Source organism: Betaproteobacteria bacterium, from assembly GCA_016709965.1.
Taxonomy (GTDB): Bacteria; Pseudomonadota; Gammaproteobacteria; order Burkholderiales; family Rhodocyclaceae; genus Azonexus; species Azonexus amarohabitans.
The window spans coordinates 128,497-153,079 of record JADJLT010000003.1; the positions used below are offsets into that span (position 1 = coordinate 128,497).

The following is a 24,583-nucleotide window of genomic DNA, read 5'->3' on the forward strand; positions in this document are numbered from 1 at the left end:
TTTGGTCTAGAATCGGGAAATCAAGCGCAAACGCTCAGAGAATGACAAGTATACGGCACTTTCCCGCGACTCACCCCTTGCCTGACTGGCGCAATTTCGGCGTCATGCTGCGTGTTTTGCTAGGCATCAATGCGCTGGCCATACTCGCGGCACTGGTGCGAGCGCCTGTGCTGACCGATTGGGCTGGCCAATACATTGAATTGGCGGCGATGGTCGAGCCCTTGTTATTGATCAATCTTGGTCTGCTCTCTTTGCTGCGCGATTTTTTGTGGCGCATGCCCTTGCGTGTCGGGCAGTGGCTGGTCATGTTGCAGGTCAGTGCAGTGGCGGCGGCGCTTTTTATCTATGTCGCCACGCTGGGACTGCTCGATTACGCGGGCATCCTGCGTGCCGTGTTGCTGACTGCCTCGGCGACTGCGCTGTTGCTCGGTTATTTTGACCTGCGCTCGCGCGCGTTTTTCCCGGCCCAGAGCGAGGCGCGACTGGCGGCCCTCAATGCCCGTATCCGTCCGCATTTTCTCTTCAATTCGCTGAATGCGGTGCTGTCGCTGATTCGCGCCCGGCCGCAGGAGGCCGAGGCGGCGCTTGAGGCCTTGTCCGATCTCTTTCGTGCCGCCATGCGCGATCCGGGGGAGTTAGTCAGTCTGGCTGACGAGATAGCGCTCGGCCGGCAATATCTTGAGCTGGAAAAGCTGCGTCTCGGTGAGCGTCTTGCGGTCGACTGGAAAATCGGGGCGATTTCAATGGATCTGCCGATTCCGCCGCTGATGCTGCAGCCACTGCTGGAAAACGCTGTCTATCACGGGATCGAGCCAGCTCAGGAAGGTGGGCTGGTCACCGTCGAGATTGAACAAAAGGGCGAAGAACTGCGCATTGCCATCGCCAATCCGACCGTTGGTCAGGCCCAGCATGCCGCCGGCAACCAGATCGCTGTTGCCAACATCCGCGAACGGCTGGCGCTGTATTACGATCTTGAAGCCCGTCTCGAAACCGAGGTGGGTGACAATCGCTACGAGGTCCGCATTATCCTGCCATGCCAACGCCGTCATCCTCCGCCGCTCCGTTGAAAGTCCTGATCGTCGATGACGAGCCGCTGGCGCGCGACCGCCTGCGGACGTTGTTGTCCGACATCGCTGCACAATTCGCCAGCATCGTAGTCGGCGAGGCTGCCAATGGCCTCGCCGCGCTTGAAGTGCTGCGTGACCAGGCGGTGGATGTCGTGCTCGCCGATATCCGCATGCCGGGCATGGATGGCATTGAGCTTGCGTCTCATCTTGGGCGGCTGGAAAAGCCGCCCAGCGTCATTTTTACCACGGCCTACGACAACTATGCCGTGCAGGCCTTTGACCTGAACGCCGTGGACTATCTGCTCAAGCCGGTGCGTACCCAGCGCTTGCTTGCGGCCTTGCAAAAGGTCCCGGCGCAGCATCCTGATGCGGCAGTGCTTGCCGGGATCGGCCAGGAGGTTCGCGGTGGCGGGCGCACGCATCTCTCCTGCCATGAACGCGGGCGTCTGCTGCTGGTGCCCGTTGGCGAAGTGCTCTATTTCAAGGCTGATCTCAAATACGTCTCCGCCCGCACGGTCGAGCGGGAATACTTGCTCGACGAGGCGCTGACGCATCTGGAAAACGAATTCTCCGAACGTTTCATGCGCCTGCACCGTTCCGTGCTGGTGGCCAAGACGGCATTGGCCGGCTTTGAAAAAGCAGCCGGAGATGATGCCGAAGCTTACGGCTGGGCGTTGCTGCGCGGTGTGCCGGAAAAGCTGCCGGTCAGTCGCCGGCAATGGGCGCCGGCCAAGGCGGCCATGGTCGCCTGATCGCTTTGAGGGCTGCTTTCAGGGTGTAACGAGTTTGACGTGGGGGAAGGGTATTTCAATTCCCTCGCGGTCGAAGCGCTGCTTGGCGCGCCGCAGGTATTCACGTCGCACGCCCCATTGCGAATTTGGAATGACGCGAAAACGACAGCGAATAATGACCGAGGAATCAGCCCACTGCTCGACGCCGGCAATTTCCAGTGCTTCGAGAATCTGTGGCGCAAATTCTTCATCCCGGCGTAATTCTTCACCGATCGTGCGCATCTCGACCATCACCCGGTCGACGTCTTCGCCATAGCCGACACCGAGGTCGATGACCGCATAAGCGTGACCCAGACTCATGTTGGTGACAATCGTGATCTGGCCGTTCGGCACGTAGTGCACGTTGCCGGCGTAGTCGCGCAGGCGAAGGTAGCGCAAGGTCAGTTCTTCGACGACCCCTGTTTTTCCGCCAGCTTCGATGACATCACCAAGGCGGATCTGGTTTTCCAGTAGCAGGAAAAATCCTGTGAAGTAGTCCTTGACCAGGCTTTGCGCACCGAAGCCGATGGCAATTCCTGCCACCCCGGCAGCACCCAGGAGCGGGGCGACCGAGATCCCGAATTCGCCAAGAATGAGCAGAACGGTGATGACGCTGACCGCGACGGTCAGCGCGTAGCGCACGACGCGCGAAAGAGTGCGGACCCGCTGCATGCCTTCCAGCGATTCCTGCTGGCTGGCAATGGCTTCACGCAGGCGTGGCAAGAGTTTTGTAATGAGACTTTGGGCCCCTGCTGCTAGCGCAATGATCAATGCGATACGCAGGGGGGTGGCGAATTGAAGCAAGGTATCTGGTATGGATGCAGTATTGATATCTAATGTCCTCTGAGCTAAAAATACATTGAATTATAATTTAAATTGCACTCATAAAAATTCAGAAATGTAAACATTAAGGGGTAAAATCAATATTCTGGTTCGATTAAGTTATTTAATCGCTTATAAAATACATTGTTTACAAATCTAATTTAGGGCCTTCCCCTGATGGATCGACATCCCCTCGGCAAACAGAGTCCGGTGTAAGTGGTGTCAAGGAGTCTCCCCATGTTGTTAGCAACCGATCTCGATGGCACTTTTCTGGGCGGTCTGGCCGAGCATCGCCAGAGCCTGTATCAACTGATATCCGACAGTCAGGATATTCAACTTGTCTTTGTCACCGGCCGGGGGCTGGAGGCTGTGATGCCGCTGCTGTCCGACCCTGCAGTGCCGGTGCCGGATTTCATTTGCGATGTGGGCGGGACGGTCGTAGAGGGCGGGACCTTGCAACCCGTGCAACCGCTGCAGGCGGGGATTGATCGGCGCTGGCCCGGTGAGCATGTAGTGGCGGAGGCAATGAGGCAGTTTTCCGTGCTGGAGCGTCAGGAGGTGCCGCAACAGCGGCGCTGCTCCTATTTTTGTCACAGCGATGCGGTGACGCCGGCACTGGCCAGTGTGGCTAAAGGCCTGAATTGCGACGTGCTCTATTCGGACAGCCGCTATCTCGACATCCTGCCGAGCGGCGTCAACAAGGGCAGCACGCTTAGCGCGCTGCTTAAGCATCTTGGTGTTGAGCGAGATCAGGTGCTGGTGGCGGGAGATACCCTGAACGATTTGTCGATGCTTGAAGTCGGCTTCAGTGGTGTTTGCGTCGGTGAGTCGGAGGCGGCGTTGCTTGAGGCGACCCACGAACTGAGTCATGTGCTGCGGGCCAGCGATGCCGGATGTGGCGGTATTTTGCAGGCCATTGTGCATTTCGGCTTGCTCGCCCAGGACTATGTGCCGCGTTCGGGCGACGCGGCGGAGGTGGGGCGTGCGGATTTGGTGATGGTTTACCACCGCTTGCCTTATGAAGAGCAACGCATTGGCGGTCGTATTGTTCAGCGCCGTCCAAAGTCGCCAAACGGCATCATCCCGACCCTGCTATCGTTTTTCGGTGCTGGACAGCGTGGCTCGTGGGTGGCGTGGAGCGTGCACGATGCCGCCAACGATCCACCGTTTGAAATCCACACCAAAGTGGATGCCAAAGCCTATCCGGGGTTGGTGGCTGCACGGGTAGCCCTGTCCGCCGAGGAAGTGGATGTTTTTTACAAGCGTTTCTCGAAAGAGGCCTTCTGGCCAACCTTGCATACCTTTTGGGAGCGGGCAATTTTCCGCGAAGAGGATTGGAAGGTGTTTCTTGCGGTCAACCGGAAATTTGCCGAAAGAACGGCTGCCGAAGCTGCACAGGGCGCGACTGTATGGCTGCACGACTACAACCTGTGGATGGTTCCGGCGGCGCTGCGCGAACTGCGGCCCGATCTGAAGATTGCCTTCTTCCATCACACTTATTTTCCCTCGGCCGATGCCTTCAACGTGCTGCCCTGGCGACGTGAAATTGTCGGCAGCCTGCTCCAGTGCGATTACATCGGCTTCCATATTCCCCGCCAGGCCGAGAATTTCGTGGATGTGGCCGGTGGCGTCGCCTCGATCCATGTCGTCGAGCGCAAGGCCTGCGCCCCGCGCTTCCTGAGCTACGGTTGTGCGGTCGGGCTGGAAACGATGACCACCCAGATTGAGGTGCATGGCCGCCGCATCGGGCTGGGCGCGCATCCGGTCGGGCTGGATCTGGGGCGGGTTCAACAGGCTTTGAGCCATCCCAGGACAGCCGGACGCCGGCAGGCGATCCGCAACGAATTTGCCGGCAAACGCATCGTGATTTCGGTCGAACGCCTGGATTACACCAAGGGTACGCTGGAGAAAGTCCGCGCTTTTGGTGATCTGCTGGCAACCACGCCAGCCTTGCGCGGCAAGGTGTCGCTGGTGGTTGTCTGTGTGCCGGCGGCCAAGGAAATGACGATTTACGACGAATTGCAGGGGCAGATCGAGCAGGCCGTTGGCCGAGTCAATGGCCAGTTCAATGAAGTGGGCTGGTCGCCCATCCGCTTCTTCTTCCGCCCCTTGCCCTTCGAAGAGGTGGTCGCTTGGTATGCCGAATCCGATATCTGCTGGATTACTCCGCTACGCGACGGCCTGAATCTGGTGTGTAAGGAGTATGTGGCGACGCAGGGGCAGACGGACGGCAGTGGTGTGCTGGTATTGTCCGAGTTTGCGGGTGCCGCCGCCGAGTTACACGGTGCCGTACTGACCAACCCGCATGATCCGGCTGATCTGCGCGAAAGGTTGCGTCAGGCGCTTGACATGGATGCCGGCGAACGCGATTCCCGGCTGCGCGGCTTGTACGACATCGTTTGCCATAACGATATCGATCGCTGGGGGCGGGAGTTTCTGGCGGCTGTGGCGGCTGTGCCGGCCAGCGCTGGGTAATATCTGTCCGGAGTTGGCCGCCAGGGGCGATTCCTGCGGTCAACCGGAAAAATCGGCGGATTTTGAAAATTGTTGGGGCAGCCAAAATGTCGTTTCCGCAGGCCAGGCGGATACCAGCCAGCGCTGACTCCCGTTAAAATGCGCGGGCGATGTTCGCCTGGCGCCACGATGTTTGGCCGGGTGTTGATCAACCCTACCCGAGCCGTTTCCCTTGAGCCAAATCTGCCCTCATTGCAACTATGCCCGCAAGGCCGACGATACCGCGCCGGACTGGCAATGCCCGTCCTGCGAAAAAGCCTACGTCAAGGCTGGTGGATCGCTGCCGCCCGAGGGGCTGGTGCAGTATGGGACGGCGCGACCCGAGCGCCGCAGCGGGGGCGCCAAATGGTTGGTGTTGCTGCTCGTATTTGGCGCGGCGTTCTGGTTTGGTCGCCCGTTGCTGCAGGGGCGACCGCTCCCGACAGCCGTGGTGCAGTCATCCTCCGAGCAGCCCGCCGTCGTCCTTTACGCCACCAGCTGGTGCGGCTACTGCAAGATGACCCGCGAATTTTTTGCGGCCAATGGCATCCGTTACACCGAGCACGATATCGAGCAAAGCTCGGTGGCGTACAAGGAGCACAGGAATCTGGGCGGCAATGGCGTGCCGTTGATCGTGGTCGGTGACGACGTCATCAAGGGCTGGAACGAACAGGCGCTGCGGCAACTGCTGGGGCCTTGGCTGAAGAGTTGAGACGCCTGAAGCGACCATGAAAAACGGCCAATTGATATTGGCCGTTTTTTTGTCTGTCACCCGCCGGGACGGGCGGTTTTCCTGCGGTCGCTGCGTTCAGATCGCCAGCGAACGGCGGCGTTTGACGATGACGCCCATCAGACCCAGACCGGCGATCAGCATGGCAGAGGAAGCCGGTTCGTCGACCATGGTCATCGGCTGGATGCCAGCGGTTTGGGCGAGTGGGGAAAGCGGAATGGCCGGGTCGCCGAGCGCAATGGCGCCCCTGACCTGGGTGATTTGATAAGGACCTTTGCCGGCACTGTAGTTGGCCTGGTAGCCGAAGCCACTCAAGGTATTTCCGACCAGAATGCTGGTGCTGGTGGAGTCGGCCGTCCAGATAATTGTCTTGGTGCCGTTGCCGAGATTGAACAGGTCGTTTGCCGCAACTTGCGATGACCAACCGGTAGGCGAGGCAATCGCGCTGATGCCGGCATCGGTGAAGAAGGGCAGGGCGAATTGGCTGATGCTGGTCAGCTCACCGTACCAGGTGCCGGCGTCGCAAGTCAGATAGCAGTCAGTGGTGTTGGTGACGGTGTAGCTGTAGTTCCAGCTTGAAGCACTGCCGGTGACCGAGTCCACGATATTGGCGCTGGGCTCTGCCCAGGCGATGAGAGCATGGCTGGAAGCAGAAGCGAGGGCCAGCGTGGTGGCGATGATCAGTTGGCGAATTTTGGTGTGGGGTGTCATTGAAATTCCGGATACTTGAAAAAATGCATTCGGCACAGTTTAGTGGACTGTGCCGAATGCTTCCGTGAGGAAGTTCCGGTTTTAGCGCGATCAGCCCAGGGCGCGGGAGACGACCTCAAAGACATCGGGAGACAGGCCGGCGTGGTTGCGGATGCTTTCCAGCGCGGCTCTGGCATGACGCTGACGTTCGTCGTCGAATTTTTTCCAGCGGTCAAAGGCACGCGCCAGGCGGGAGGCGATTTGCGGATTCAGCGCATCGACTGCCCGGACCTGTTCAGCCATGTAGGCGTAGCCCTCGGCGTTGTGGAAGTGCGCGAGATTGGCGCCCAGCGTGCGGAAGACGGCGTAAACCTTGTTGGGTTTGGCCAGGTCGAAAGCCGGGTGCGCCGTCAGTGCCTTGATGGCGGCCATTGTGCTCGGGCGGCGGCTGCCGGACTGGACTGCAAACCACTTGTCGACGACCAGTGCTTCGTTTTGCCAGTGCTCGTAGAACTCGGCCAGTGCCGTGTCACGCTCGGCGCAGTCTTCAGCTTCCACGTTGGCCAGTGAGGTCAGCGCGGCGAACTGGTCGGTCATGTTGTCGGCCGTCTTGAACTGCTGGAAGGCGAGTTGACGGGTGGCCGGGGTGTCGAGTTCCAGCAGGTAGCCGAGGCACAGGTTGCGCAGGGCGCGGCGGCCGGCTTCTTCGCTGCTCGGTGTGTAGGCCTGGGTCGGGGCGAGGGCGGCGTAGATGCCGGCAAGCTCGTCTTCGAGCTGCTCGGCGATGTGGCGGCGCAGGCCGTTGCGGGCAGCGCGCAGGGCGACCGGGTCGACGACTTCCAGTGCTTCTGCCAGCGTCGATTCGCCGGGCAGGCTGAGGGCTTCGGCGACGAAGGCGGCGCCGCGCTGGGCATGGGTTTGCAACAGGCGGCGGGCGGCGTCGATAAAGCTGGCCGGCCAGATGGGCGACTGACCGGCGGCGATGGCCGCTGTGGCGTCGAGGATCAGGTTCGAGGCGAGGCGCTGGCCGGCTTCCCAGGCGTTGAAATAGTCGGGTTCATGGGCCAGCAGCAGCGTCAACGCGTCGGGGCGATAGTCAAACTCAAGAATGACCGGGGCCGAGAAGTCGCGCAGCAGTGACGGGATTGGTTCGCTCTCGATAGCGTCGAACTGGAATGCCTGCTCATTTTGCGTCAGCAGCAGGGTTTTTTCGGTGCCGTTGATCAACTGGCCGGCGTTATCGAACAGGGCGACGCGGATCGGGATCAGGTAGGGCTGCGTGTCGCTGGCCAGTGCGTTGCTCTGCTGGCAGCGTAGCGTGTAGGTTTTCGTTTTAGGGTCAAAATTGCCGTTGACCGCAACATGTGGCGTACCGGGCTGCTGGTACCAGCGCATGAACTGCGTGAAGTCGAAACCGGAGGCGGCCGCCATGGCGGCGACGAAATCCTCACAGGTCACGGCCTGGCCATCGTGGCGGCGGAAATATTCGTCCATGCCGAGGCGGAATCCGTCGCGGCCGATCAGGGTCTGGATCATGCGGACGACTTCGGCGCCCTTTTCATAGACGGTTGACGTGTAGAAATTGCTGATTTCCATGTACGACGACGGCCGCACCGGGTGCGCCATCGGCCCGCCATCTTCGGGGAACTGGGCGGCGCGCAGGCCGCGCACGTCGCTGATGCGGGCGACGGACGGGTCGTGCTCGTCGAAGCCGAACTCCTGGTCGCGGAAGACGGTCAGGCCCTCCTTGAGCGAGAGCTGGAACCAGTCGCGGCAGGTGACGCGGTTGCCGGTCCAGTTGTGGAAATATTCGTGGGCGACGACACGGTCGATGTTCTCGAAATCGACGTCGGTGGCGACGTCGCCGCGGGCCAGCACGTATTTCGTGCTGAAAATGTTGAGGCCCTTGTTCTCCATGGCGCCGGCATTGAAGTCGCCAACGGCGACGATCATGTACTGGTCAAGGTCGCATTCCAGGCCGAAACGTTCTTCATCCCAGCGCATCGATTTTTTCAGCGCGGCCATGGCGTGCGGCGCCTGATCGAGCTTGCCCGGCTCGACGTAAAGAGCAAGCTTGACGGCGCGGCCGGAGGCGGTGGTGAAGCTGTCGAACAGGCCATCAAGCTTGGCGGCGACCACGGCGAACAGGTAGCTCGGCTTGCGGAAGGGATCGACCCAGCGTGCCCAGTGGCGGCCATCGGCTTTATCGCCGGCACTATCGAGATTGCCGTTGCCAAGCAGGACGGGCAGCGCGGCCTTGTCGGCGTGCAGCGTAACGGTGTACGTCGACATCACGTCCGGCCGATCAAGGAACCAGGTGATTCGGCGGAAACCCTGTGCCTCACATTGGGTGAAATAGCCGTCGTTGGAGAGGAAGAGGCCGAGCAGTTTGGTGTTGCGGTCGGGATCGATGCGGACGACGGTTTCCAGCGTGAAGGCGTCGGGCAGATCGGCTATCGTCAGCGTGCTGGAAGTTTCCGAAAATGGCACTTTTTTCCGGTTGACCGTGACACTGATGGTTTTCAGCTCGTCGCCATCAAGTAATAGCGGCTGGGTGGCAACGGCGGGGTTGCGGCGCATGGCTAGCGTGGCGCTGACAGTGGTGCCGCCAGCTTCGATGTTGAAGTCGAGATCAACGGTATCGATCAGGTAGGCGGGGGCGGTGTAGTTCTCGAGATAGACGGTCTGGGGTGTTTCGGTTTTCATTGTTGGGCTGTGATCGTAAATTAACCTGTCGATAATACGTCAAACCTTCGGTCGAAATCGCATGCGGATGGCAATCGAGACGGATAGTCGCCGGACGAGGCCTCAATCCTGATCGGCCCGGGCGCTTTTGGCGATCGAGCGAAGCAGCCAGATGCTGCCCAACGCTGCGCCGATGTAGCCGAGCAGGCCGAAGAGTGGCAGGCCGAGCAGGGTCGGGCCGCCCGGTACGGTCATCACGATGGACGACCCGACGATCAGCGCGGCGACGACGATGCCGATGGTCATTCGGTTGGCGGCGCTGTCGATCTGGTTGCCGACGCGTTTCAGATGCGTGACGTCGATGCGAATATCCAGTTGGCCGCGGCGTGCCGCACGCAGCAGGCGGGAAATATCCTGTGGCAGGCCGGTGAGCAGGCCGAGCATCTCGGTCGCCGTCTGCCAGCCGCGTCTGGCCAATGCGCGAGGCCGGTAGCGGGCGCGCATGGCAGCTTCCAGCAGCGGCATGGCTTCGCCGGCCATGTCGAAATTCGGGTCCAGTTCGCGGCCCATGCCCTCCAGCGAGATGAAGGCCTTGACCAGCAAGGTGAGATCGGCCGGCAGCGAGATCCTGTGTTGGCGAAGGATGGCGATCAGGTCGGAAAGCATGGCGCCAAGACTGAGTTGCTTGAGCGGAACGCCATGATACTGATCGACGAAGGCCTCGATTTCGAGCAGCAATTCGTCCTCATTGACCGGCGTCTCGCCCATCCAGTCGAACAGCACTTCGACGACCCGCCGTGGCTCGTGCTTGACCAGGCCGAGCAGCAACTGCACCAACTGCGCCTGCCGTGTTTCGGTCAGGCGGCCAATCATGCCGAAATCGATGAAACCGATACGATTGCCCGGCAGATAGAACACATTGCCGGGGTGTGGATCGGCGTGGAAAAGGCCGTCCTCGACGATCATTTTCAGCACGGCATGGGCGCCGCGTCGGGCGAGAATCCGGCGATTCAGGCCGGCATGCTCGATGGCCGCCAGTTGTCGGCCGGAAATCCCGTTGATGAATTCCTGCACGCAAACGCGCTCGCCCGTCCATTGCCAATAGACCTTGGGGATAACGATGACCGGGAGCGCTTCGCTCGTCGCCTGTGGCGCCTTGCCCGGGAGCGGTGGTGCCGCTGTATCGAGGTCTACGTAGCCGGCGAAGTTGGCGGCGATGCGTTCGGCGCTACGGCATTCGGCAGAAAAATCCAGTTCGCGGCGCAGTGAATGGGTGAATTGGCTGACCACTTCGCTGGGACGAAACAGTCGCAACTCCGGATATTCGCCTTCGGCAATTTCGGCCAGCCGGTGCAGCCAGCGCAGGTCGGCCTCGATGACCGGCCGGATATTCGGCCGTCGCACCTTGACCACCACCTCGCTGCCATCGCCGAGGCGGGCCCGATAGACCTGGGCGATCGACGCAGCCGCCAGCGGTTCCGGGTCGAAGGCGGCAAAGACGTCGGCCGGCGCAGCGCCGAGATCCTCGGTCAGTTGCTGGCAGACGCTCTCCCACGGGGCCGGCGGGGCGCTATCCTGCAGCTTACCGAATTCGGCAATCCATTCCGGCTCAAAAAGATCCACCCGCGTCGCCAGCATCTGGCCCAGCTTGACGAAGGTCGGGCCCAAGTCTTCCAGCGCCCTACGAGCCCGGGCCGGTGGCGGCAGGTGGGCCAGTTCGTCGGCTTCGCGCCAGTGCAGCGCGTGGCCGGCGCGTTCCAAGGCGTTGGCCAGTCCCATGCGCCGCGCCAGGTCACCAAACCCATAGCGAATCAGGATCGAGGCAATATCGTGCAATCGCCCTAGGTCACGCACAGCCAGTGCGGCCTGCCAGAGCATCAGTTTTCCTTGTCGCGGCGCTCGCCCGGCTTGATGCGATCGGCCAGCCCGCTGAGCATCCCCGCTGCGAACTGGCGAACCAGATCTGTCGTGGCGTGGGCCAGATGCAGGCCGACCTCGACCTGGGTGCGCCCGGCTTCTTCCAGCTTCTGGGTCATCACGGACAGCGTGTCCTTGATCTGGTGGCCCACAGATGAGCCATGAATGCGCGAATGCTCGGCAATGTCCGTGAGGATGTCGCCAACGACATTTTTGGTGGCCGACGCGGATTTTTGCAGAGTTTCGACAAACATCGTTTCAAGGGCGGCAAAGTCGTTTCGAGCACGGGTCAGGTCTTCCCGAGAAAAGGACTGCGCCTTGCTGGTCGCTTCTTCCAGCGCCAGCTTCGATGCTTCGGCACATTGCGCCAGTGCCGCATCCAGCCCGCTGACCGCTTGCTTCAGATGGGTCCGGGTGGCCTCGATACTGGCCGCTGATTTCTGCAACTGAGCTTCCGCCCCGGCGCGGGCGCCGTGCAGAACGGTGCTTGCCACCTGGCGCAGCGATTCCAGGTCAAGTTTTCGCTCGCTGATCTGGCGCAGCGTCAGTTGGCGGATTGCCTCCTGAATATCCTTGCCGGCCTCAAATGCCTCGCGGACCTGCGTTTCGAATGTACCAGCCGTGTTTGGCTTGTCGTCTGTTTCGTTCTTCATGATGCGGAACCCCCAGGTCTGGATTAGAAAGCCCGGCAAATTGACGTGATCTTCCTGAGTTCAACGCGCCAAGTTGCCGCCTGATGCATGCGGGCCAAGGCTTGGCCATCGGGCCGCGATGCCCTGAACGCCATGCTAAAAAAATTGTAGCCCTTGTGTGCCGTTTTCGCTGCCTGTCTGAAAAGAATAAAGCGCACAGGTTAGAGGCGGCGTTTGGATTGCTCACCGGCGCGACGGTAGCAAGCCATATGGCGGGGCAGGGGGGCCGCCACCCAGTGGTGGCGGTTTTCGGCTCAGCGCTTGCTTGGCTTAGCGGTCGTGATCATGACCATGACCGTGGCCGTGGCCCCGGTCATCGCCGCGATAATCGCGGCGGTCGTCCCCTCGGTCATAGCGACGCTCATCGCGTCGATAGTCACGCCTTTCCTCTCTGCGCTCTTCGCGGTCGAAGTGACGCCGCTCTTCGCCACGATACTCGTTGCGGTATCCGCCACGGCGCTCCTGGTAGCGCGGGGCATATTCCTGCTGATACCAGTTGTCCTGCACGAAAAAGACGCGTTCGCCACAGGCGTTATAGCGATGACAGTATTTTCGCCAGTTTCGCGAATGCCCGGGTGGGACGCGCAGATAAAGTGGCGGGCGGCCAACCGGCACGCGTTCAATCATCATGGGCTGCGGGAAAAGCAGAGGCGGCGCCGGGAAGCCGCCAATATCGAGGCGACCATAAAATCCGGGTTGGCCAATGCTGACCGAGACCTGGGCGGCAGCCGGGACGCTCGCACTCAGTGCGGCAGCGGCTAGGGTTGCCGCGATCAAAAAACGTTTCATGTACGGAGTTTCCTTGAAGAGTAGTGCCTGAATAACGCGCACTATCAATGCGTCGATGACATTGTGGCGTGAAACAAATTGTAAGTCCGTGTCAGCATGTGTCGGGGATATTTAGCGGCGCCGCCAGATTTGCCAGCGTTCGCGGCCGGCAAAGACCGGGATGGAGTCACTGACGGCCTTGTCTTCGATGCATTCGAAATTGGTTTGCAGCAGGGCATCGAGCTCTGCGGCCTGAATGCCGAAAGGGGGGCCTTTCGGTTGCTCACAAATGAAAAAGAAGCCGGCGAGCAGGGCGCCGGATGGCAGCAATTCGGCGACGCGCCGGCCCCAGTCAGTCCAGAGTTTGCGCGGCAGCGCGCAGAGAAAGGCGCGTTCGTAAATCAGTGCATAAGGCGAGTCCGGCGTGAAGGTAAAAAAGTCGGCACAAAGCAGATTGACCTTGGCCCCAGCCAATACCTCCCTGGCCTTCTCAATGGCCACCGGCGAGAAATCCAGTGCGGTCACCGGCCAGCCGATTTCGGCCAAGTGTGCCGCTTCCCAAGCGCTGCCGCAGCCCGGAATCAGTGTGTTCAACGGTGTTGCATGGGTGGCGATAAAGTCACCCAAGGCAGACGGAACTTTGCCGGCATCCCAGGGCGTAACGCCCTCGCCGAAGCGTTTGCACCAGAACTCCGGATGTTCCGGACGTTGCTCTGGTGATTTGATCGATTCTGTCATGGCGCTTTCAATGCACGAGCCGATTGTTCGACCGCGTCTTCAAGATAGGTTTGATAAAAATCGGGCAGTCGGGCGCCAACGATGGGCTCGGCCAGTTTGCGGCCATTCGGTCCATAAAAGGCAACGACCGGGACCAGCTTGATCTTTTCTGCGCTGGTGACGCTGGCGTGGGTGCTCGGCTGGCCCTTGAAATCGATGAGTGCCTGGCTGTCGCCATCCTGATTGATCTGACGGATCACGACACGATCACGGTAGCGCGGGTTGGCGGCCATTGGTTTCAGGTAATCGCGTTTAACGGCTTCACAGTATTTGCAGTCCTCTCGGCTGAAAATGATGATCAGCGGCCCGCCAGCCCTGGCCGCCTGTTGCGCTTCGGAACGCAGGTCAACAGCAAGGGGCAGGTCGGTAGCAGCCAAGGCGGGAGCGGCCTGCCATGCTAGAATCAGCCCTCCCAAAAGCCCTGCCCATAGCCTGCTCATGTCCTGTCCTTCCAAGATTGTCATTGCCTCCCGCGAATCCCGTCTGGCCATGTGGCAGGCGGTGCACGTCAGAGAACGCTTATCGAGTTTAAATCCCGGCAGCGAAGTTGTCATTCTCGGCATGACGACCAAGGGTGACCAGATTCTTGACAGGCCGCTGGCCGAAATTGGCGGCAAGGGCCTGTTCATCAAGGAACTCGAAGTCGCGATGCAGGAAGGCAAGGCCCACCTTGCCGTGCATTCGATGAAGGATGTACCGATGGTGATGCCCGAAGGCTTTGTGCTGGCCGCCATTTCGGCCCGCGAAAATCCGCGTGATGCCTTTGTCTCGAACAAGTTCGAGGCGCTGGATGACCTGCCGGCGGGGGCGGTCGTCGGCACTTCCAGTCTGCGTCGGGAATCCATCCTGCGCGCCAAATATCCGCAACTGGTGATCAAGAGCTTGCGCGGCAATCTCGATACGCGCCTGAAAAAACTCGATGCCGGCGAATACGACGCGATCATCCTCGCCGCCGCTGGTTTGATTCGTCTGGGTTTGGAAAATCGCATCAAATCCGTGTTGACCGCCGAGCAATCGCTGCCGGCGCCAGGGCAGGGCGCACTGGGCATCGAACTGATCGATGGCGCGGCCGACATGGCTGACGTCGTTGAGCCGCTCAATGATCCGGAAACTGCTCATTGCGTCAAGGCCGAACGCGCCTTTTCCCGTGCCTTGGGTGGTAGCTGCCAGGTGCCGCTTGGCGGCTACGCGATCATCGAAAACGGTCAGCTCTGGCTGCGCGGCTTCGTGGCGACGGCAGACGGCAAGGAGGTGGTCAGCGCCGAACTGCGTGGTAATCCCGCAGATGACGAAGCGCTTGGTCTGCAACTGGCGACCGAGCTTCGTGCCAAAGGCGCCGACGCCATTCTGGAAAAGCTCGCGCATTGCAAATGACTGATCACGGCCCGTTGTCTGGCCGAACCATTGTCGTGACCCGGCCGCGAGCGCAGGCAGCGCCGCTGGCTGAGGCGATTGCCGCAGCAGGTGGCAAACCGCTTATTTTTCCCCTGCTCGACATTTCGCCGGCCAATGATCTGCAGCCGCTGGCAGAGACCGTCGCTAGATTGGCGGACTATTCGCTGGCTGTCTTCATCAGCCCGAATGCGGTTGAATACGCCTTGCCAGCCATTTTGGCGCACGGTACGTGGCCGAAGCAGCTGAAGCCGGTCGCGATTGGGCAGGGAACGGTGAAGGCATTGGCTGTACACAGCATTAGCGGTTGCGTCGCGCCGAGCGAACGTTTCGATTCCGAGGCCTTGTTGGCGCTACCTGAGTTGGCGGCCGATAAAGTTCGAGACAAGCGCATCGCGATTTTTCGCGGAGACGGTGGCCGCGAATTACTGGCCGATACGCTGCGCGAACGAGGGGCAATGGTCGATTGCATTACTTGCTATCGCCGCGCCGGTCCAGCAGCCGGCGTGGGGCCGCTGATCTCGGCTTGGCGTGCCGGTCAGCTTGATGCACTGGCGGTATCGAGCAGCGAAGGTCTGCGCTATTTTTGCGATCTGCTCGATAGCGAAGGCCGTGCCTTTCTGCAAAAAACACCGATTTTCGTCCCGCATGCCCGCATTGCCGAAAATGCACGGGCTTTGGGGTTAAGCAAAATTCTCCTCACGGAGGCAGCAGACGCTGGCATTCTTGCTGGCTTAGTTGCTTATAATTGGTCGGCATGATGCCTGAAAACGAAACTATCCCCTCTTCGTCGAGCATGACTTACATCCAGGCGCCGCGTGCCAGGCGGCAAGGTCTTTGGTTGCTGGTGGCGATTGTCGCGCTGGCACTGGCCGGCTGGCAGTGGTTCGACACCCGGCAGAAGCTGATCGACCTGCAGCAGGAGGTCAGCCGCAAGCTGGCTGACTTCGACACGGCCCACAAGGAAGATCACGGCGCCCAGAAGCAGACGCGTGAGCAGATCGATGCCCTGCAGAACCGGTTGGGCGCGCTCGATGGAAAGCTCGCCGAATTCCAGGGGCAGTCGACCACGCTGCAGACCTTGTATCAGGATATCGCTCGCAGTCGCGAGGAGGTGGCCTTGCTGGAGGTGGAGCAGTCGGTCACGCTGGCCGGGCAGCAATTGCAACTGGCCGGCAACGTGCCGGTTGCCACGTTGGCCCTGCAATCTGCCGATGCGCAACTCGCCCGCCTGGATCGCCCACAGTACCTGCCCCTGCGCAAGGCGCTTGCCAACGACCTGGCGCGCCTGAATGCATTGCCTTTTGTCGATACGGCCGGCCTCAGCCTGCGTCTGGAGCAGATCGTTCTGGTGATCGACAAGCTGCCGCTGGCTTCCTATGGTCGACCGGAAAAAACACCCGAAAATCAAAAAACGCCGGACACCTTGCCGTGGTGGCAAGTGACCGGCACGGCAATGTGGCAGGAAATCAAGGATCTGATTCGCATCCAGCGGTTTGACCGCGAAGACGCCGCCCTGCTGGCACCCGGCCAAGCCTATTTTCTGCGTGAAAATCTTAAATTGCGCCTGCTCAACGCACGTCTGGCCCTGTTCTCGCGCGACCAGTGGACGTTTCGCAATGAGTTGAAAGTCTCTCAGGAGTTGCTGGCCGCCAACTTTGACGCCAACGACAAGTCAGTACAGACCGCACAATCAACGCTGCGCCAGATGACGGCGACCGACATCAATGTCGAGCTGCCCACCCTGAAAGACAGTCAGGCGGCCTTGCGTGGCTTGCGCCAAGGCAAGGAAAAGCGGTGAAAGGGCTCTTCTGGATCATCGTCCTGTCTTGCGCGGCGGTTGCCGTCGCGCTTGGTGCACGGTTGAACGACGGCTATGTTCTGCTGGTCTTCCCGCCCTGGCGGGCTGAGGTCTCGCTGAATCTCTTCATACTTGCGCTGCTGGGGGTGGTGGTTGTGCTGTATCTCTGCATCCGTGCCTTGTCGGTGACTTTTGGCCTGCCGAAGCGCGTGCGCGAATATCGGGCTCAGCGCCAGCGCGAAAATGCTGGGCTGGTTTTTCAGGATGCGGTTCGCCTGCTGTTTGAGGGGCGTTTTGGGCAGGCGCTGAAGAAGGCGATTGAAGCGCATGGAGCCGGTACCGCTCCCGGCCTCTCAGCGCTGATCGCCGCCCGCGCTGCCCAGCGCATGCGCGAGCCGGAAAAACAGCAATTCTGGCTGGAGCATGCCAAGACCGACGATCCGCGTACCGAATCGGCCACCTTGATGCTTGATGCCGAAATGGCCAATGAGGAGCGTCGTTTCGATGAAGCGCTGGCCGCCCTTGAAAAACTGCAGGGCAAACAGGGCCGTCACATCGCAGCGCTACGCCTTGAAATGCGCGCCCGGCAAGGTCTGGGGGACTGGGACGGCGTGCTCAAGTTGGTGCGCCAACTCGTCAAGCGTGATGCGCTGCCGCCTGAAGTGGTACGCGAAGTTCGCACGCAGGCGCATCTGGGCAATATCGCCAAGTGTGTGGCCGATCAGGGCAAACTGACCGCGTATTTGCGCTCCGTGCCAGAGGAGGAGCTTGGCCGCCGCGTCGTTCTGGCCGCCGCCAGAGCGCTGGTGGCGCAAGGCGGCGAGGCCCCCGCGCAGAAACTGATCGAGTCGGTGCTTGATGCGCTGGAGAACAAGGAATGGCAGCCTGAATTGCTGGTGATCTACGGTCGTTTGACCGGGGGGGAGCAGACTGCACGGATCGCCAAGGCTGAGGCCTGGTTGCGTCGCCATCCGGAAGATGCCCGTCTGCTTGAGGCACTGGGCAGAATGTGTCTGCGCCAGCGACTGTGGGGCAAGGCACAAAGTTATCTTGAGGCGGCCTTGGCGGTCGATCCGTCGCAACAAGGGCACCTTGAGCTGGCCAGACTTTTCGACCAGTTGCAACGAGCGGACGAAGCCAACAAGCACTACCGGGCCAGCGCCCTGCTGGATGCCCGTTAGGCGCTGCCGGCGTCCGGCTTTTGGCTACACCCAGTCCTGCGGCTTGAGGAAAGCGTCGTAAAGCTCGGCTTCCGGCGTGCCGGCTTCCGGTTGCCAGTCGTAGCGCCATTTGACGATGGGGGGCAGCGACATCAGGATCGACTCGGTGCGCCCTCCGGATTGCAGGCCGAATAGCGTGCCGCGGTCCCAAACCAGATTGAATTCGACATAACGGCCGCGGCGATAGGCCTGGAAATCGCGCTCGCGTTCGCCGAACGGGACGTCACGGCATCGGGCCAGTATCGGCAAATAGGCTTGACTGAAAGCATTGCCGACGGATTGGGTTAGATTGAAGCAGCGCTCGAAGCCGCCTTCGTTCAAGTCGTCGAAAAACACTCCACCGACACCGCGTGGCTCGTTGCGGTGTTTCAGGAAAAAATATTCATCGCACCATTTCGTGTATTTCGAATAAACCTCGTCGCCGAAAGGTGCCAGTGCATCCTTGCAGGTCTGGTGAAAATGGATCACATCGTCGCGTTGAGCGTAGTAAGGGGTCATGTCCATGCCGCCGCCGAACCACCAGACGTCCTCCTCGCCATCCTTGGTGGCGACGAAACAGCGGACGTTCATATGCGCCGTCGGGCAGTAAGGATTGCGCGGATGAAGCACCAGAGAAACACCCATGGCCTCCCACGCGCGCCCAGCCAATTGCGGACGAACGGCGGTGGCCGAGGCGGGTAGTGATTTGCCGGTGACGTGAGAGAAGTTGACACCACCGCGCTCGAAGAAATTGCCTTCTTCGATCAGTCGTGAAATGCCGCCGCCACCTTCCGGACGATCCCAACTGTCGGTGCGAAAGGCTTGACCGTCAAAGGCTTCGAGTTCGCCGACGATAGCGGCTTGCAAGCCGGTGAAATAGGTTTTCAGGAGCGCTGTATTTATCGTCATTTAGGCGGATTATGAATTCGTGGTTGAGGGCGGTGTGGCGTGCAGCATGTAACGATTGCGGCCTTCAGCCTTGGCGCGATACATGGCCTGATCGGCCCGGTTGACCAATTGCTTGACCGATGTTGTCTCGGCCTGTGGTCCGCTGCAGGTCGAAATACCGATCGAGACGCCGATCTGAATCACCAGGTTATTGATGCCGATGGGCATGGAAAGGGCGTCAATGCATTTTTGAGCCACCCGTTCGGCGGCTTCACGCGGCATTTCGGTATCGTTGAGCAGGATCAGGAACTCGTCGCCGCCCAGGCGGGCCACCATATCGACATCGCGAATGACGATACGCAGGCGCCAGGCAATTTCCGCCAGCACCAGATCGCCAATTTGATGGCCGTGGGCATCGTTGACTGGCTTGAAACCATCGATGTCGAGGAACAGAAGTGCCAGTCCCCGGCCGCTGCGCTGTATCCGGCGTAACTCGCTTTCAAGTTGCTCGTCGATCAGTCGGCGGTTGGGCAGGCCGGTCAGCGGGTCGTGATGAGCCATTGCTTCCAGTCGCTGCTCCTGCTCCAGAAGGCGGCTTTGCAAGCGGTTGAAGCTGTGCGCGACATCTGCAACTTCGTCGGCAGTATGGGTCTCTACCGGCTGCATCGGACGCGTGCCTTCGGCCATGTCGTGCAATTCCTTGGCCAGCAGATTGATCGGCTTGAGCAGATGGCTGAGAACCGCGAAGAGAAGGACAATGCTGGGCAACGAGAGCAATGCGGTGATCAGAAGAGTATTTTTGAGGGTGTTCGAAACCGGTTGGAAGGCATCGCCAGTGGCTTGCCTGGCCACCAGTAGCCATTGAGCGCTCGGGATATCGGCGATGGCGACCAGTTCATCGGCATTCTTCGCATTACGCAGTGTCGTGATGCCGCGCTGGCCACTCATGGCGGCATCCAGCACGGGGTCCTGCCCATGGAGGGGCAGTGGAGTGACTGACAGCTTCATTTCCGAGGCCAGCACGAAAAGGCGGTGTTGCGGAGAAATCAGTTCGTAGATGCCGTTTTTTCCGGGGGCCGCATCAAGGATCAGGTCGAGAAAGCCGGGCGCTGTCATCGGCGTGACGCCGGCGAGAATGCCGAGAAGCTTTTGCTCGTGATCGAATACCGGAATCGCAATGACCAGCGCCGGCTGACCGGTGGCGCGAGCGATCAGCGGTTTGCTGACGAAGGGTTGCCCGGTTTTTGTTGCGCCAACATACCAGTCGCGGTCGGTAAAGGATTTCGGGCGAGTTTTAAGGCGCGGCGCATCGCCGATGGTCGGTCCGCCGTCGGGCGGAACCGCCATCAGACCAATGGGGAAAAGCGTGTGAATGGCCTTGCGGTCTTCCAGCCACCGCTGCATCGCCGGTGGGTCGCTGAACAGTGAGGGTGGCATGTTCAGCGCAACACGTTTCAGGCTTTCCAGGCGCAACGTAACCTTGGCGTCTATGTCGCGAGCGATGTAGCTGGTCGTCGTCAGCTGTTGCTTGGAGAGCACATCCTGCATGTCGTCATGAAGGATGCGGGTGACGAAGAAGATAATGAGGCTGATGCCAGCCAGGAATAGAAGGACGGATACGGCAGCAATCCGTATTTTCAGACTGCTGCCGAAACGCCGCTTCATGGTCTGGATGTCTTAGCGGCTGATGGCGCGAAAGCCGATGTCTTTGCGGAACTGCATCCCGTCCCAGCTGATCTGGACTGCAGCTTCGTAGGCGCGTTTCTGGGCAAGCTTGACGTTTTCACCCAATGCCGTAACGCAGAGCACGCGGCCACCGTTAGTTACCACTTTGCTGTCCTGGTTGGCCGTGCCAGCATGGAAAACGTGGGCATCCTCGCCGAAACTGTTGCCGGCCGGCAGGCCCTGGATGATATCGCCCTTCTTCGGTGTGTCCGGGTAGTTGGCTGCTGCCAGCACGACACCCAGCGCAATGCGGCGGTCCCATTCGGCTTCGACCTGATCCAGTGTGCCATCAATGCCGTGTTCCAGCAGATCGACGAAGTCGGACTTGAGGCGCATCAGGATCGGCTGGGTCTCAGGGTCACCCATACGGCAGTTGAATTCCAGGGTCTTGACCGAGCCATCCTTGGCGATCATCAGGCCGGCGTAGAGGAAGCCGGTGAACGGGATGCCGTCGGCCGCCATACCACGCACGGTGGGCAGGATGATCTCGCGCATCGCCTTGGCGTGCACTTCCGGCGTCACGCACGGGGCGGGGGAGTACGCGCCCATGCCACCGGTATTCGGGCCGGTGTCACCGTCGCCGACGCGCTTGTGGTCCTGGCTGGAAGCCAGGGCAAGCACATTCTTGCCATCGACCATAACGATGAAACTGGCCTCCTCGCCGTCGAGGAAATCTTCGATGACGACACGGGCACCGGCATCGCCCAGCTTGTTGCCGGACAGCATGTCATCGATTGCGGCATGCGCTTCTTCAAGCGTCATGGCGACCACGACGCCCTTGCCAGCCGCCAGGCCATCGGCCTTGATGACGATGGGGGCGCCGTGCTTGTCGATATAGGCATGTGCTGCGGTCGACTCGGAAAAAGTCTCAAAACCGGCAGTCGGAATGTTGTGGCGGGCCATGAAACGCTTGGCGAAATCCTTGGAGGATTCAAGCTGGGCGGCTTCCTTGGTTGGCCCGAAAATCTTCAGGCCGCGGGCGCGGAAAACGTTGACCACGCCGGTCGCCAGTGGCGCTTCCGGACCGACGACGGTGAGCTGAACCTTGTTCTGCTCGGCGAAATCAGCCAACGCTTCCGGATCGGTGATATTGACGTTTTCCAACTCGTGCTCGCGCGCCGTGCCGGCGTTACCGGGGGCAACGAACACCTTCTGCATGCCTGCGGTCTTGGCCAGACGCCAAGCCATGGCGTGCTCGCGGCCGCCGGAACCGATTACCAATAGTTTCATGGCTGATCTCTGTTGAGGATTTGTTATTAGTGACGGAAGTGGCGGGCGCCGGTGAACACCATGGCCAGACCATGTTCGTCGGCAGCAGCGATGACTTCCTCGTCGCGCATCGATCCCCCCGGCTGTATGACGGCCTTGGCACCGGCCGCGGCCAGCACATCGACGCCGTCACGGAACGGGAAGAAGGCATCGGAGGCGACGACCGAACCGTTGAGGTCGAGTCCGGCATGCTGTGCCTTGATACTGGCGATCTTGGTCGAATCGACGCGGCTCATCTGGCCGGCGCCGACACCCAGCGTCATGCCACCACCGCAGAAGACGATGGCGTTGGACTTGACGAACTTGGCGACGCGCTCGGCGAACAGCAGGTCTTCGATCTGCTGGGCAGTCGGCTGCACCTTGGTGACGATCTTCAGGCCGGATGCCTGCGCGGTAAAGTCGTCGGGCGTCTGGACCAGCAGGCCACCACCGATACGCTTGAATTCAAGCGCGTTCAGTTGGCGCGAGATCGGCACGACCAGTACGCGCAGATTCTGCTTGGCGGCCAATGCGGCCTTGGCTTCGGCGGTGAAAGACGGGGCAATCAGCACTTCGACGAAGTGCTTGCGATCATTCATGGCATTGACCACATCAATGCCGACTTCGCCGTTGAAGGCGATGATGCCGCCGAAGGCAGAAGTGGAATCGGTCTTGAACGACTTTTCATAGGCGCCAAGCAGGCTGCCATCGATGGCCACGCCGCATGGGTTGGCATGCTTGACGATGACGCAGGCCGGTACATCGAAGGATTTGACGCATTCCCAGGCTGCATCGGAGTCGGCGATATTGTTGTAAGACAGTTCCTTGCCCTGCAACTGGGTGTAGGCGGCAATGCTGCCGGCGAGCGGGTTGGGTTCGCGGTAGAAGGCGGCGCTTTGGTGCGAGTTTTCGCCATAGCGCAGGATTTCAGTGCGGTCGAAGGCCAGTTGCAACTTGGCAGGGAAAATGGCCGGGGTCGGCGCGACGGCTTCTGGTTGGGCTTCGGCACCTTCGTCGAGACCGGTCAGCCAGTTGGCAATCATGCCGTCGTAGCGGGCGGTGTGGGTAAAGGCCTTTTTGGCCAGATTGAAGCGGGTGCCCAGTTGCAGGGCACCAGCGTTGGCCTGCATTTCGGCGAGTAGCGGGGCGTAGTCTTCCGGATCGGTGACGATGGCGACGCCCGCGTAATTTTTGGCTGAGGAACGGACCATGGCCGGGCCGCCGATGTCGATATTCTCGATGGCGTCGGCCAGCGTTACGCCGTCCTTGGCGATGGTTGCGGCGAACGGGTAAAGATTGACGCAGACCAGGTCGATCATCGGAATGCCGTGGGCGGCGATGGTCGCCATGTGCTCCGGCAGGTCGCGACGGGCCAGGATCCCGCCGTGCACCTTCGGATGCAGGGTCTTGACGCGGCCGTCGAGCATTTCCGGGAAGCCGGTGTAATCACCGATTTCGGTGACCGTCAGTCCGGCATCGCGCAACATCTTGGCGGTACCGCCGGTGGAGAGAAGATTGACCCCCTGGGCGGCAAGGCCCTGGGCGAATTCGAGGACGCCTCGCTTGTCGGAGACGGAAATCAGCGCTTGCTTGATGGTCATGGCGATTACAGTAGTTGGTGTTCGGTCAGTTTCTTGCGCAGGGTATTGCGGTTGATGCCCAGCATTTCGGACGCCAGTGTCTGGTTGCCGCCGGCTTTGGCGAGCACGATTTCCAGCATTGGCCGTTCAACGCTTTTGAGTACCATGTCATAGATTGCGCAGGGTTTTTCGCCATCGAGATCGCGAAAATATTGCTCGAGTGCCTCCTGCACGCAAGCGGATATGTCCTGTTGGCTCATGCTGCCAACGCCTCCTCTGTATATTTTAAATGAGCATGCTCTTCCGCTAGACGGAAGAAAAAATCGTTCACCGCCTGCATCTGTTGGTCGATGCTGGGCAGGACGTTCATTTCCTTACGGAAGGCCGCCGAACCAACCAATCCCTTGGTGTACCAGGAGATATGCTTGCGGGCGACCTTGAAACCCGTTTCCGGGCCGTAGAAAGCGTAAAGATCATGGAGGTGTTCGAGCAGAATGCTGTGGATTTCCATGACCTCGGCCGGCGGCAAGTGCTCGCCGGTCTTCAGGTAATGCTCTATCTCGCGGAACAGCCAGGGACGGCCCTGAGCGGCGCGGCCAATCATCACACCGTCGGCGCCGGTCACGTCGAGCACGTGCTTGGCTTTTTCCGGTGTCGTGATGTCACCATTGGCAATGACCGGAATGTTGATCAAGGTCTTGACCATGGCAATGGTGTCGTATTCGGCTTCGCCGGTGTATTGCTGGCAGCGCGTGCGGCCGTGGATGGCGACGGCACGAACGCCGGCTGATTCGGCGATGCGGGCGATGGTCGGTGCGTTCTTGTTGGCGATGTTCCAGCCGGTGCGGAACTTCAGGGTTACCGGGGTGTTCGGTACAGCGCCGACCACGGCATCGAGAATCTTGCCAACTAGTTCTTCGTCCTGCATCAAGGCCGAACCGGCCATCACGTTGCAGACTTTTTTGGCCGGGCAGCCCATATTGATGTCGATGATCTGGGCGCCGTTGTCCACGTTGTGCCGGGCAGCCTCGGCCATCATCTTTGGATCGGCCCCGGCGATCTGCACCGAAATCGGCGCAACTTCACCCGTGTGATTGGCGCGGCGCAGCGTCTTGGCGCTACCGTAAAGCAGCGAGTTGGAGGTCACCATCTCTGACACGGCCAAGCCGGCGCCCATTTTTTTGCATAGCTGGCGGAACGGGCGATCGGTGACCCCGGCCATGGGCGCGACGAATAGATTGTTGCGAAGCTGAAAACCGGCGAATTCCATGGGCGTGCGTGGGGTCTGGGTAAAGCGGGGAAGCCGCGTATTTTACCCGAATTGGCGCCTAAAAAATAG

The 24,583-nt window shown here is 60.4% G+C and carries 22 protein-coding genes; 8 read left to right on the forward strand and 14 right to left on the reverse strand.

The annotated features are described in order from the left end of the window. The first annotated feature begins 41 nt into the window (after positions 1 to 41). The gene (locus IPJ12_13205) at positions 42 to 1,067 is read left to right on the forward strand and encodes a histidine kinase (GenBank protein ID MBK7648080.1); all 1,026 of its coding nucleotides are present in this window, start codon (positions 42 to 44) and stop codon (positions 1,065 to 1,067) included. Continuing rightward, a complete protein-coding gene (locus tag IPJ12_13210; protein ID MBK7648081.1) occupies positions 1,034 to 1,819 on the forward strand; it encodes a response regulator transcription factor in 786 nt (261 codons plus the stop codon). The genes IPJ12_13205 and IPJ12_13210 overlap by 34 nt, the downstream gene beginning before the upstream one ends. A gap of 18 nt (positions 1,820 to 1,837) precedes the next feature. On the opposite strand, the gene IPJ12_13215 is transcribed toward IPJ12_13210, so the two are convergent. Further along, positions 1,838 to 2,509, reverse strand: a complete 672-nt coding sequence (locus IPJ12_13215; GenBank protein MBK7648082.1) for a mechanosensitive ion channel family protein — start codon at positions 2,507 to 2,509, stop codon at positions 1,838 to 1,840. Between the two features lie 387 nt (positions 2,510 to 2,896). Here IPJ12_13215 and ggpS point away from each other — a divergent pair, with 387 nt between their 5' ends. Continuing rightward, positions 2,897 to 5,134 (forward strand): glucosylglycerol-phosphate synthase, encoded by a 2,238-nt coding sequence (gene ggpS, locus IPJ12_13220; GenBank protein MBK7648083.1) that lies wholly within the window; start codon positions 2,897 to 2,899, stop codon positions 5,132 to 5,134. Between the two features lie 211 nt (positions 5,135 to 5,345). Then, a complete protein-coding gene (locus tag IPJ12_13225; protein ID MBK7648084.1) occupies positions 5,346 to 5,864 on the forward strand; it encodes a glutaredoxin family protein in 519 nt (172 codons plus the stop codon). Positions 5,865 to 5,960: 96 nt separating this feature from the next. Here IPJ12_13225 and IPJ12_13230 read toward each other — a convergent pair whose 3' ends face one another. The 7 genes from IPJ12_13230 to IPJ12_13260 form a co-directional block, all read right to left on the reverse strand. Beyond that, positions 5,961 to 6,059, reverse strand: a complete 99-nt coding sequence (locus IPJ12_13230) for a PEP-CTERM sorting domain-containing protein (GenBank protein ID MBK7648085.1) — start codon at positions 6,057 to 6,059, stop codon at positions 5,961 to 5,963. A 624-nt stretch (positions 6,060 to 6,683) separates the two neighbouring features. Further along, positions 6,684 to 9,278, reverse strand: coding sequence for an aminopeptidase N (gene pepN / locus IPJ12_13235; protein MBK7648086.1), 2,595 nt, complete (start codon positions 9,276 to 9,278; stop codon positions 6,684 to 6,686). A gap of 102 nt (positions 9,279 to 9,380) precedes the next feature. Continuing rightward, positions 9,381 to 11,135 carry a ubiquinone biosynthesis protein UbiB gene (locus tag IPJ12_13240; protein MBK7648087.1) on the reverse strand — a complete coding sequence of 585 codons (1,755 nt, stop codon included), beginning with the start codon at positions 11,133 to 11,135 and terminating at the stop codon, positions 9,381 to 9,383. Continuing rightward, complete coding sequence (locus IPJ12_13245) at positions 11,135 to 11,827, reverse strand: hypothetical protein (protein MBK7648088.1); 693 nt, start codon at positions 11,825 to 11,827, stop codon at positions 11,135 to 11,137. Before IPJ12_13245 ends, IPJ12_13240 begins: the two co-directional genes overlap by 1 nt. Positions 11,828 to 12,136: 309 nt before the next feature. Further along, the gene (locus IPJ12_13250; GenBank protein ID MBK7648089.1) at positions 12,137 to 12,655 is read right to left on the reverse strand and encodes a hypothetical protein; all 519 of its coding nucleotides are present in this window, start codon (positions 12,653 to 12,655) and stop codon (positions 12,137 to 12,139) included. A gap of 111 nt (positions 12,656 to 12,766) precedes the next feature. Then, positions 12,767 to 13,372: a methyltransferase domain-containing protein gene (locus tag IPJ12_13255; protein ID MBK7648090.1), complete on the reverse strand. Its 606-nt coding sequence runs from the start codon at positions 13,370 to 13,372 to the stop codon at positions 12,767 to 12,769. Beyond that, a complete protein-coding gene (locus IPJ12_13260; protein ID MBK7648091.1) occupies positions 13,369 to 13,851 on the reverse strand; it encodes a thioredoxin family protein in 483 nt (160 codons plus the stop codon). Before IPJ12_13260 ends, IPJ12_13255 begins: the two co-directional genes overlap by 4 nt. On the opposite strand from IPJ12_13260, the gene hemC reads away from it, so the two are divergent. From hemC to IPJ12_13280, 4 genes are read left to right on the forward strand one after another with little or no spacing between them, the layout of a single operon-like run. Beyond that, positions 13,850 to 14,785, forward strand: coding sequence for a hydroxymethylbilane synthase (gene hemC, locus IPJ12_13265; GenBank protein MBK7648092.1), 936 nt, complete (start codon positions 13,850 to 13,852; stop codon positions 14,783 to 14,785). The two genes, IPJ12_13260 and hemC, sit on opposite strands and share 2 nt — an antisense overlap. Continuing rightward, on the forward strand, positions 14,782 to 15,564 hold the full coding sequence (locus tag IPJ12_13270) for a uroporphyrinogen-III synthase (GenBank protein ID MBK7648093.1): 783 nt from the start codon (positions 14,782 to 14,784) through the stop codon (positions 15,562 to 15,564). Before hemC ends, IPJ12_13270 begins: the two co-directional genes overlap by 4 nt. After that, positions 15,561 to 16,604, forward strand: coding sequence for a uroporphyrinogen-III C-methyltransferase (locus tag IPJ12_13275; protein ID MBK7648094.1), 1,044 nt, complete (start codon positions 15,561 to 15,563; stop codon positions 16,602 to 16,604). The genes IPJ12_13270 and IPJ12_13275 overlap by 4 nt, the downstream gene beginning before the upstream one ends. Next, positions 16,601 to 17,785: a heme biosynthesis protein HemY gene (locus IPJ12_13280; GenBank protein ID MBK7648095.1), complete on the forward strand. Its 1,185-nt coding sequence runs from the start codon at positions 16,601 to 16,603 to the stop codon at positions 17,783 to 17,785. Before IPJ12_13275 ends, IPJ12_13280 begins: the two co-directional genes overlap by 4 nt. A 24-nt stretch (positions 17,786 to 17,809) precedes the next feature. On the opposite strand, the gene hemF is transcribed toward IPJ12_13280, so the two are convergent. The 6 genes from hemF to dusB are packed head-to-tail and all read right to left on the reverse strand — an operon-like array spanning position 17,810 to position 24,514. Beyond that, positions 17,810 to 18,706, reverse strand: a complete 897-nt coding sequence (gene hemF / locus IPJ12_13285; protein MBK7648096.1) for an oxygen-dependent coproporphyrinogen oxidase — start codon at positions 18,704 to 18,706, stop codon at positions 17,810 to 17,812. Between the two features lie 15 nt (positions 18,707 to 18,721). Beyond that, positions 18,722 to 20,356, reverse strand: a complete 1,635-nt coding sequence (locus IPJ12_13290) for a GGDEF domain-containing protein (protein MBK7648097.1) — start codon at positions 20,354 to 20,356, stop codon at positions 18,722 to 18,724. Positions 20,357 to 20,368: 12 nt separating this feature from the next. Beyond that, positions 20,369 to 21,646, reverse strand: a complete 1,278-nt coding sequence (gene purD / locus IPJ12_13295) for a phosphoribosylamine--glycine ligase (GenBank protein ID MBK7648098.1) — start codon at positions 21,644 to 21,646, stop codon at positions 20,369 to 20,371. 26 nt (positions 21,647 to 21,672) lie between these two features. Beyond that, the gene (gene purH / locus IPJ12_13300) at positions 21,673 to 23,265 is read right to left on the reverse strand and encodes a bifunctional phosphoribosylaminoimidazolecarboxamide formyltransferase/IMP cyclohydrolase (GenBank protein ID MBK7648099.1); all 1,593 of its coding nucleotides are present in this window, start codon (positions 23,263 to 23,265) and stop codon (positions 21,673 to 21,675) included. Between the two features lie 5 nt (positions 23,266 to 23,270). Beyond that, the gene (locus IPJ12_13305) at positions 23,271 to 23,504 is read right to left on the reverse strand and encodes a Fis family transcriptional regulator (protein MBK7648100.1); all 234 of its coding nucleotides are present in this window, start codon (positions 23,502 to 23,504) and stop codon (positions 23,271 to 23,273) included. Further along, a complete protein-coding gene (gene dusB / locus IPJ12_13310; GenBank protein ID MBK7648101.1) occupies positions 23,501 to 24,514 on the reverse strand; it encodes a tRNA dihydrouridine synthase DusB in 1,014 nt (337 codons plus the stop codon). The genes IPJ12_13305 and dusB overlap by 4 nt, the downstream gene beginning before the upstream one ends. Positions 24,515 to 24,583 lie beyond the last annotated feature (69 nt).

Excerpts from the sequence above, each read along its gene's own strand:
- pepN (MBK7648086.1), bottom strand. The coding sequence starts at position 9,278 with ATGAAAACCGAAACACCCCAGACCGTCTATCTCGAGAACTACACCGCC.
- IPJ12_13210 (MBK7648081.1), top strand. The coding sequence starts at position 1,034 with ATGCCAACGCCGTCATCCTCCGCCGCTCCGTTGAAAGTCCTGATCGTC.
- purH (MBK7648099.1), bottom strand. The coding sequence starts at position 23,265 with ATGACCATCAAGCAAGCGCTGATTTCCGTCTCCGACAAGCGAGGCGTC.
- IPJ12_13215 (MBK7648082.1), bottom strand. The coding sequence starts at position 2,509 with ATGCAGCGGGTCCGCACTCTTTCGCGCGTCGTGCGCTACGCGCTGACC.
- IPJ12_13275 (MBK7648094.1), top strand. The coding sequence starts at position 15,561 with ATGATGCCTGAAAACGAAACTATCCCCTCTTCGTCGAGCATGACTTAC.
- dusB (MBK7648101.1), bottom strand. The coding sequence starts at position 24,514 with ATGGAATTCGCCGGTTTTCAGCTTCGCAACAATCTATTCGTCGCGCCC.
- IPJ12_13270 (MBK7648093.1), top strand. The coding sequence starts at position 14,782 with ATGACTGATCACGGCCCGTTGTCTGGCCGAACCATTGTCGTGACCCGG.
- IPJ12_13230 (MBK7648085.1), bottom strand. The coding sequence starts at position 6,059 with ATGACCATGGTCGACGAACCGGCTTCCTCTGCCATGCTGATCGCCGGT.
- hemC (MBK7648092.1), top strand. The coding sequence starts at position 13,850 with ATGTCCTGTCCTTCCAAGATTGTCATTGCCTCCCGCGAATCCCGTCTG.
- purD (MBK7648098.1), bottom strand. The coding sequence starts at position 21,646 with ATGAAACTATTGGTAATCGGTTCCGGCGGCCGCGAGCACGCCATGGCT.
- ggpS (MBK7648083.1), top strand. The coding sequence starts at position 2,897 with ATGTTGTTAGCAACCGATCTCGATGGCACTTTTCTGGGCGGTCTGGCC.
- IPJ12_13205 (MBK7648080.1), top strand. The coding sequence starts at position 42 with ATGACAAGTATACGGCACTTTCCCGCGACTCACCCCTTGCCTGACTGG.
- IPJ12_13250 (MBK7648089.1), bottom strand. The coding sequence starts at position 12,655 with ATGAAACGTTTTTTGATCGCGGCAACCCTAGCCGCTGCCGCACTGAGT.
- IPJ12_13290 (MBK7648097.1), bottom strand. The coding sequence starts at position 20,356 with ATGAAGCGGCGTTTCGGCAGCAGTCTGAAAATACGGATTGCTGCCGTA.
- IPJ12_13255 (MBK7648090.1), bottom strand. The coding sequence starts at position 13,372 with ATGACAGAATCGATCAAATCACCAGAGCAACGTCCGGAACATCCGGAG.
- IPJ12_13240 (MBK7648087.1), bottom strand. The coding sequence starts at position 11,135 with ATGCTCTGGCAGGCCGCACTGGCTGTGCGTGACCTAGGGCGATTGCAC.
- IPJ12_13305 (MBK7648100.1), bottom strand. The coding sequence starts at position 23,504 with ATGAGCCAACAGGACATATCCGCTTGCGTGCAGGAGGCACTCGAGCAA.
- IPJ12_13245 (MBK7648088.1), bottom strand. The coding sequence starts at position 11,827 with ATGAAGAACGAAACAGACGACAAGCCAAACACGGCTGGTACATTCGAA.
- IPJ12_13260 (MBK7648091.1), bottom strand. The coding sequence starts at position 13,851 with ATGAGCAGGCTATGGGCAGGGCTTTTGGGAGGGCTGATTCTAGCATGG.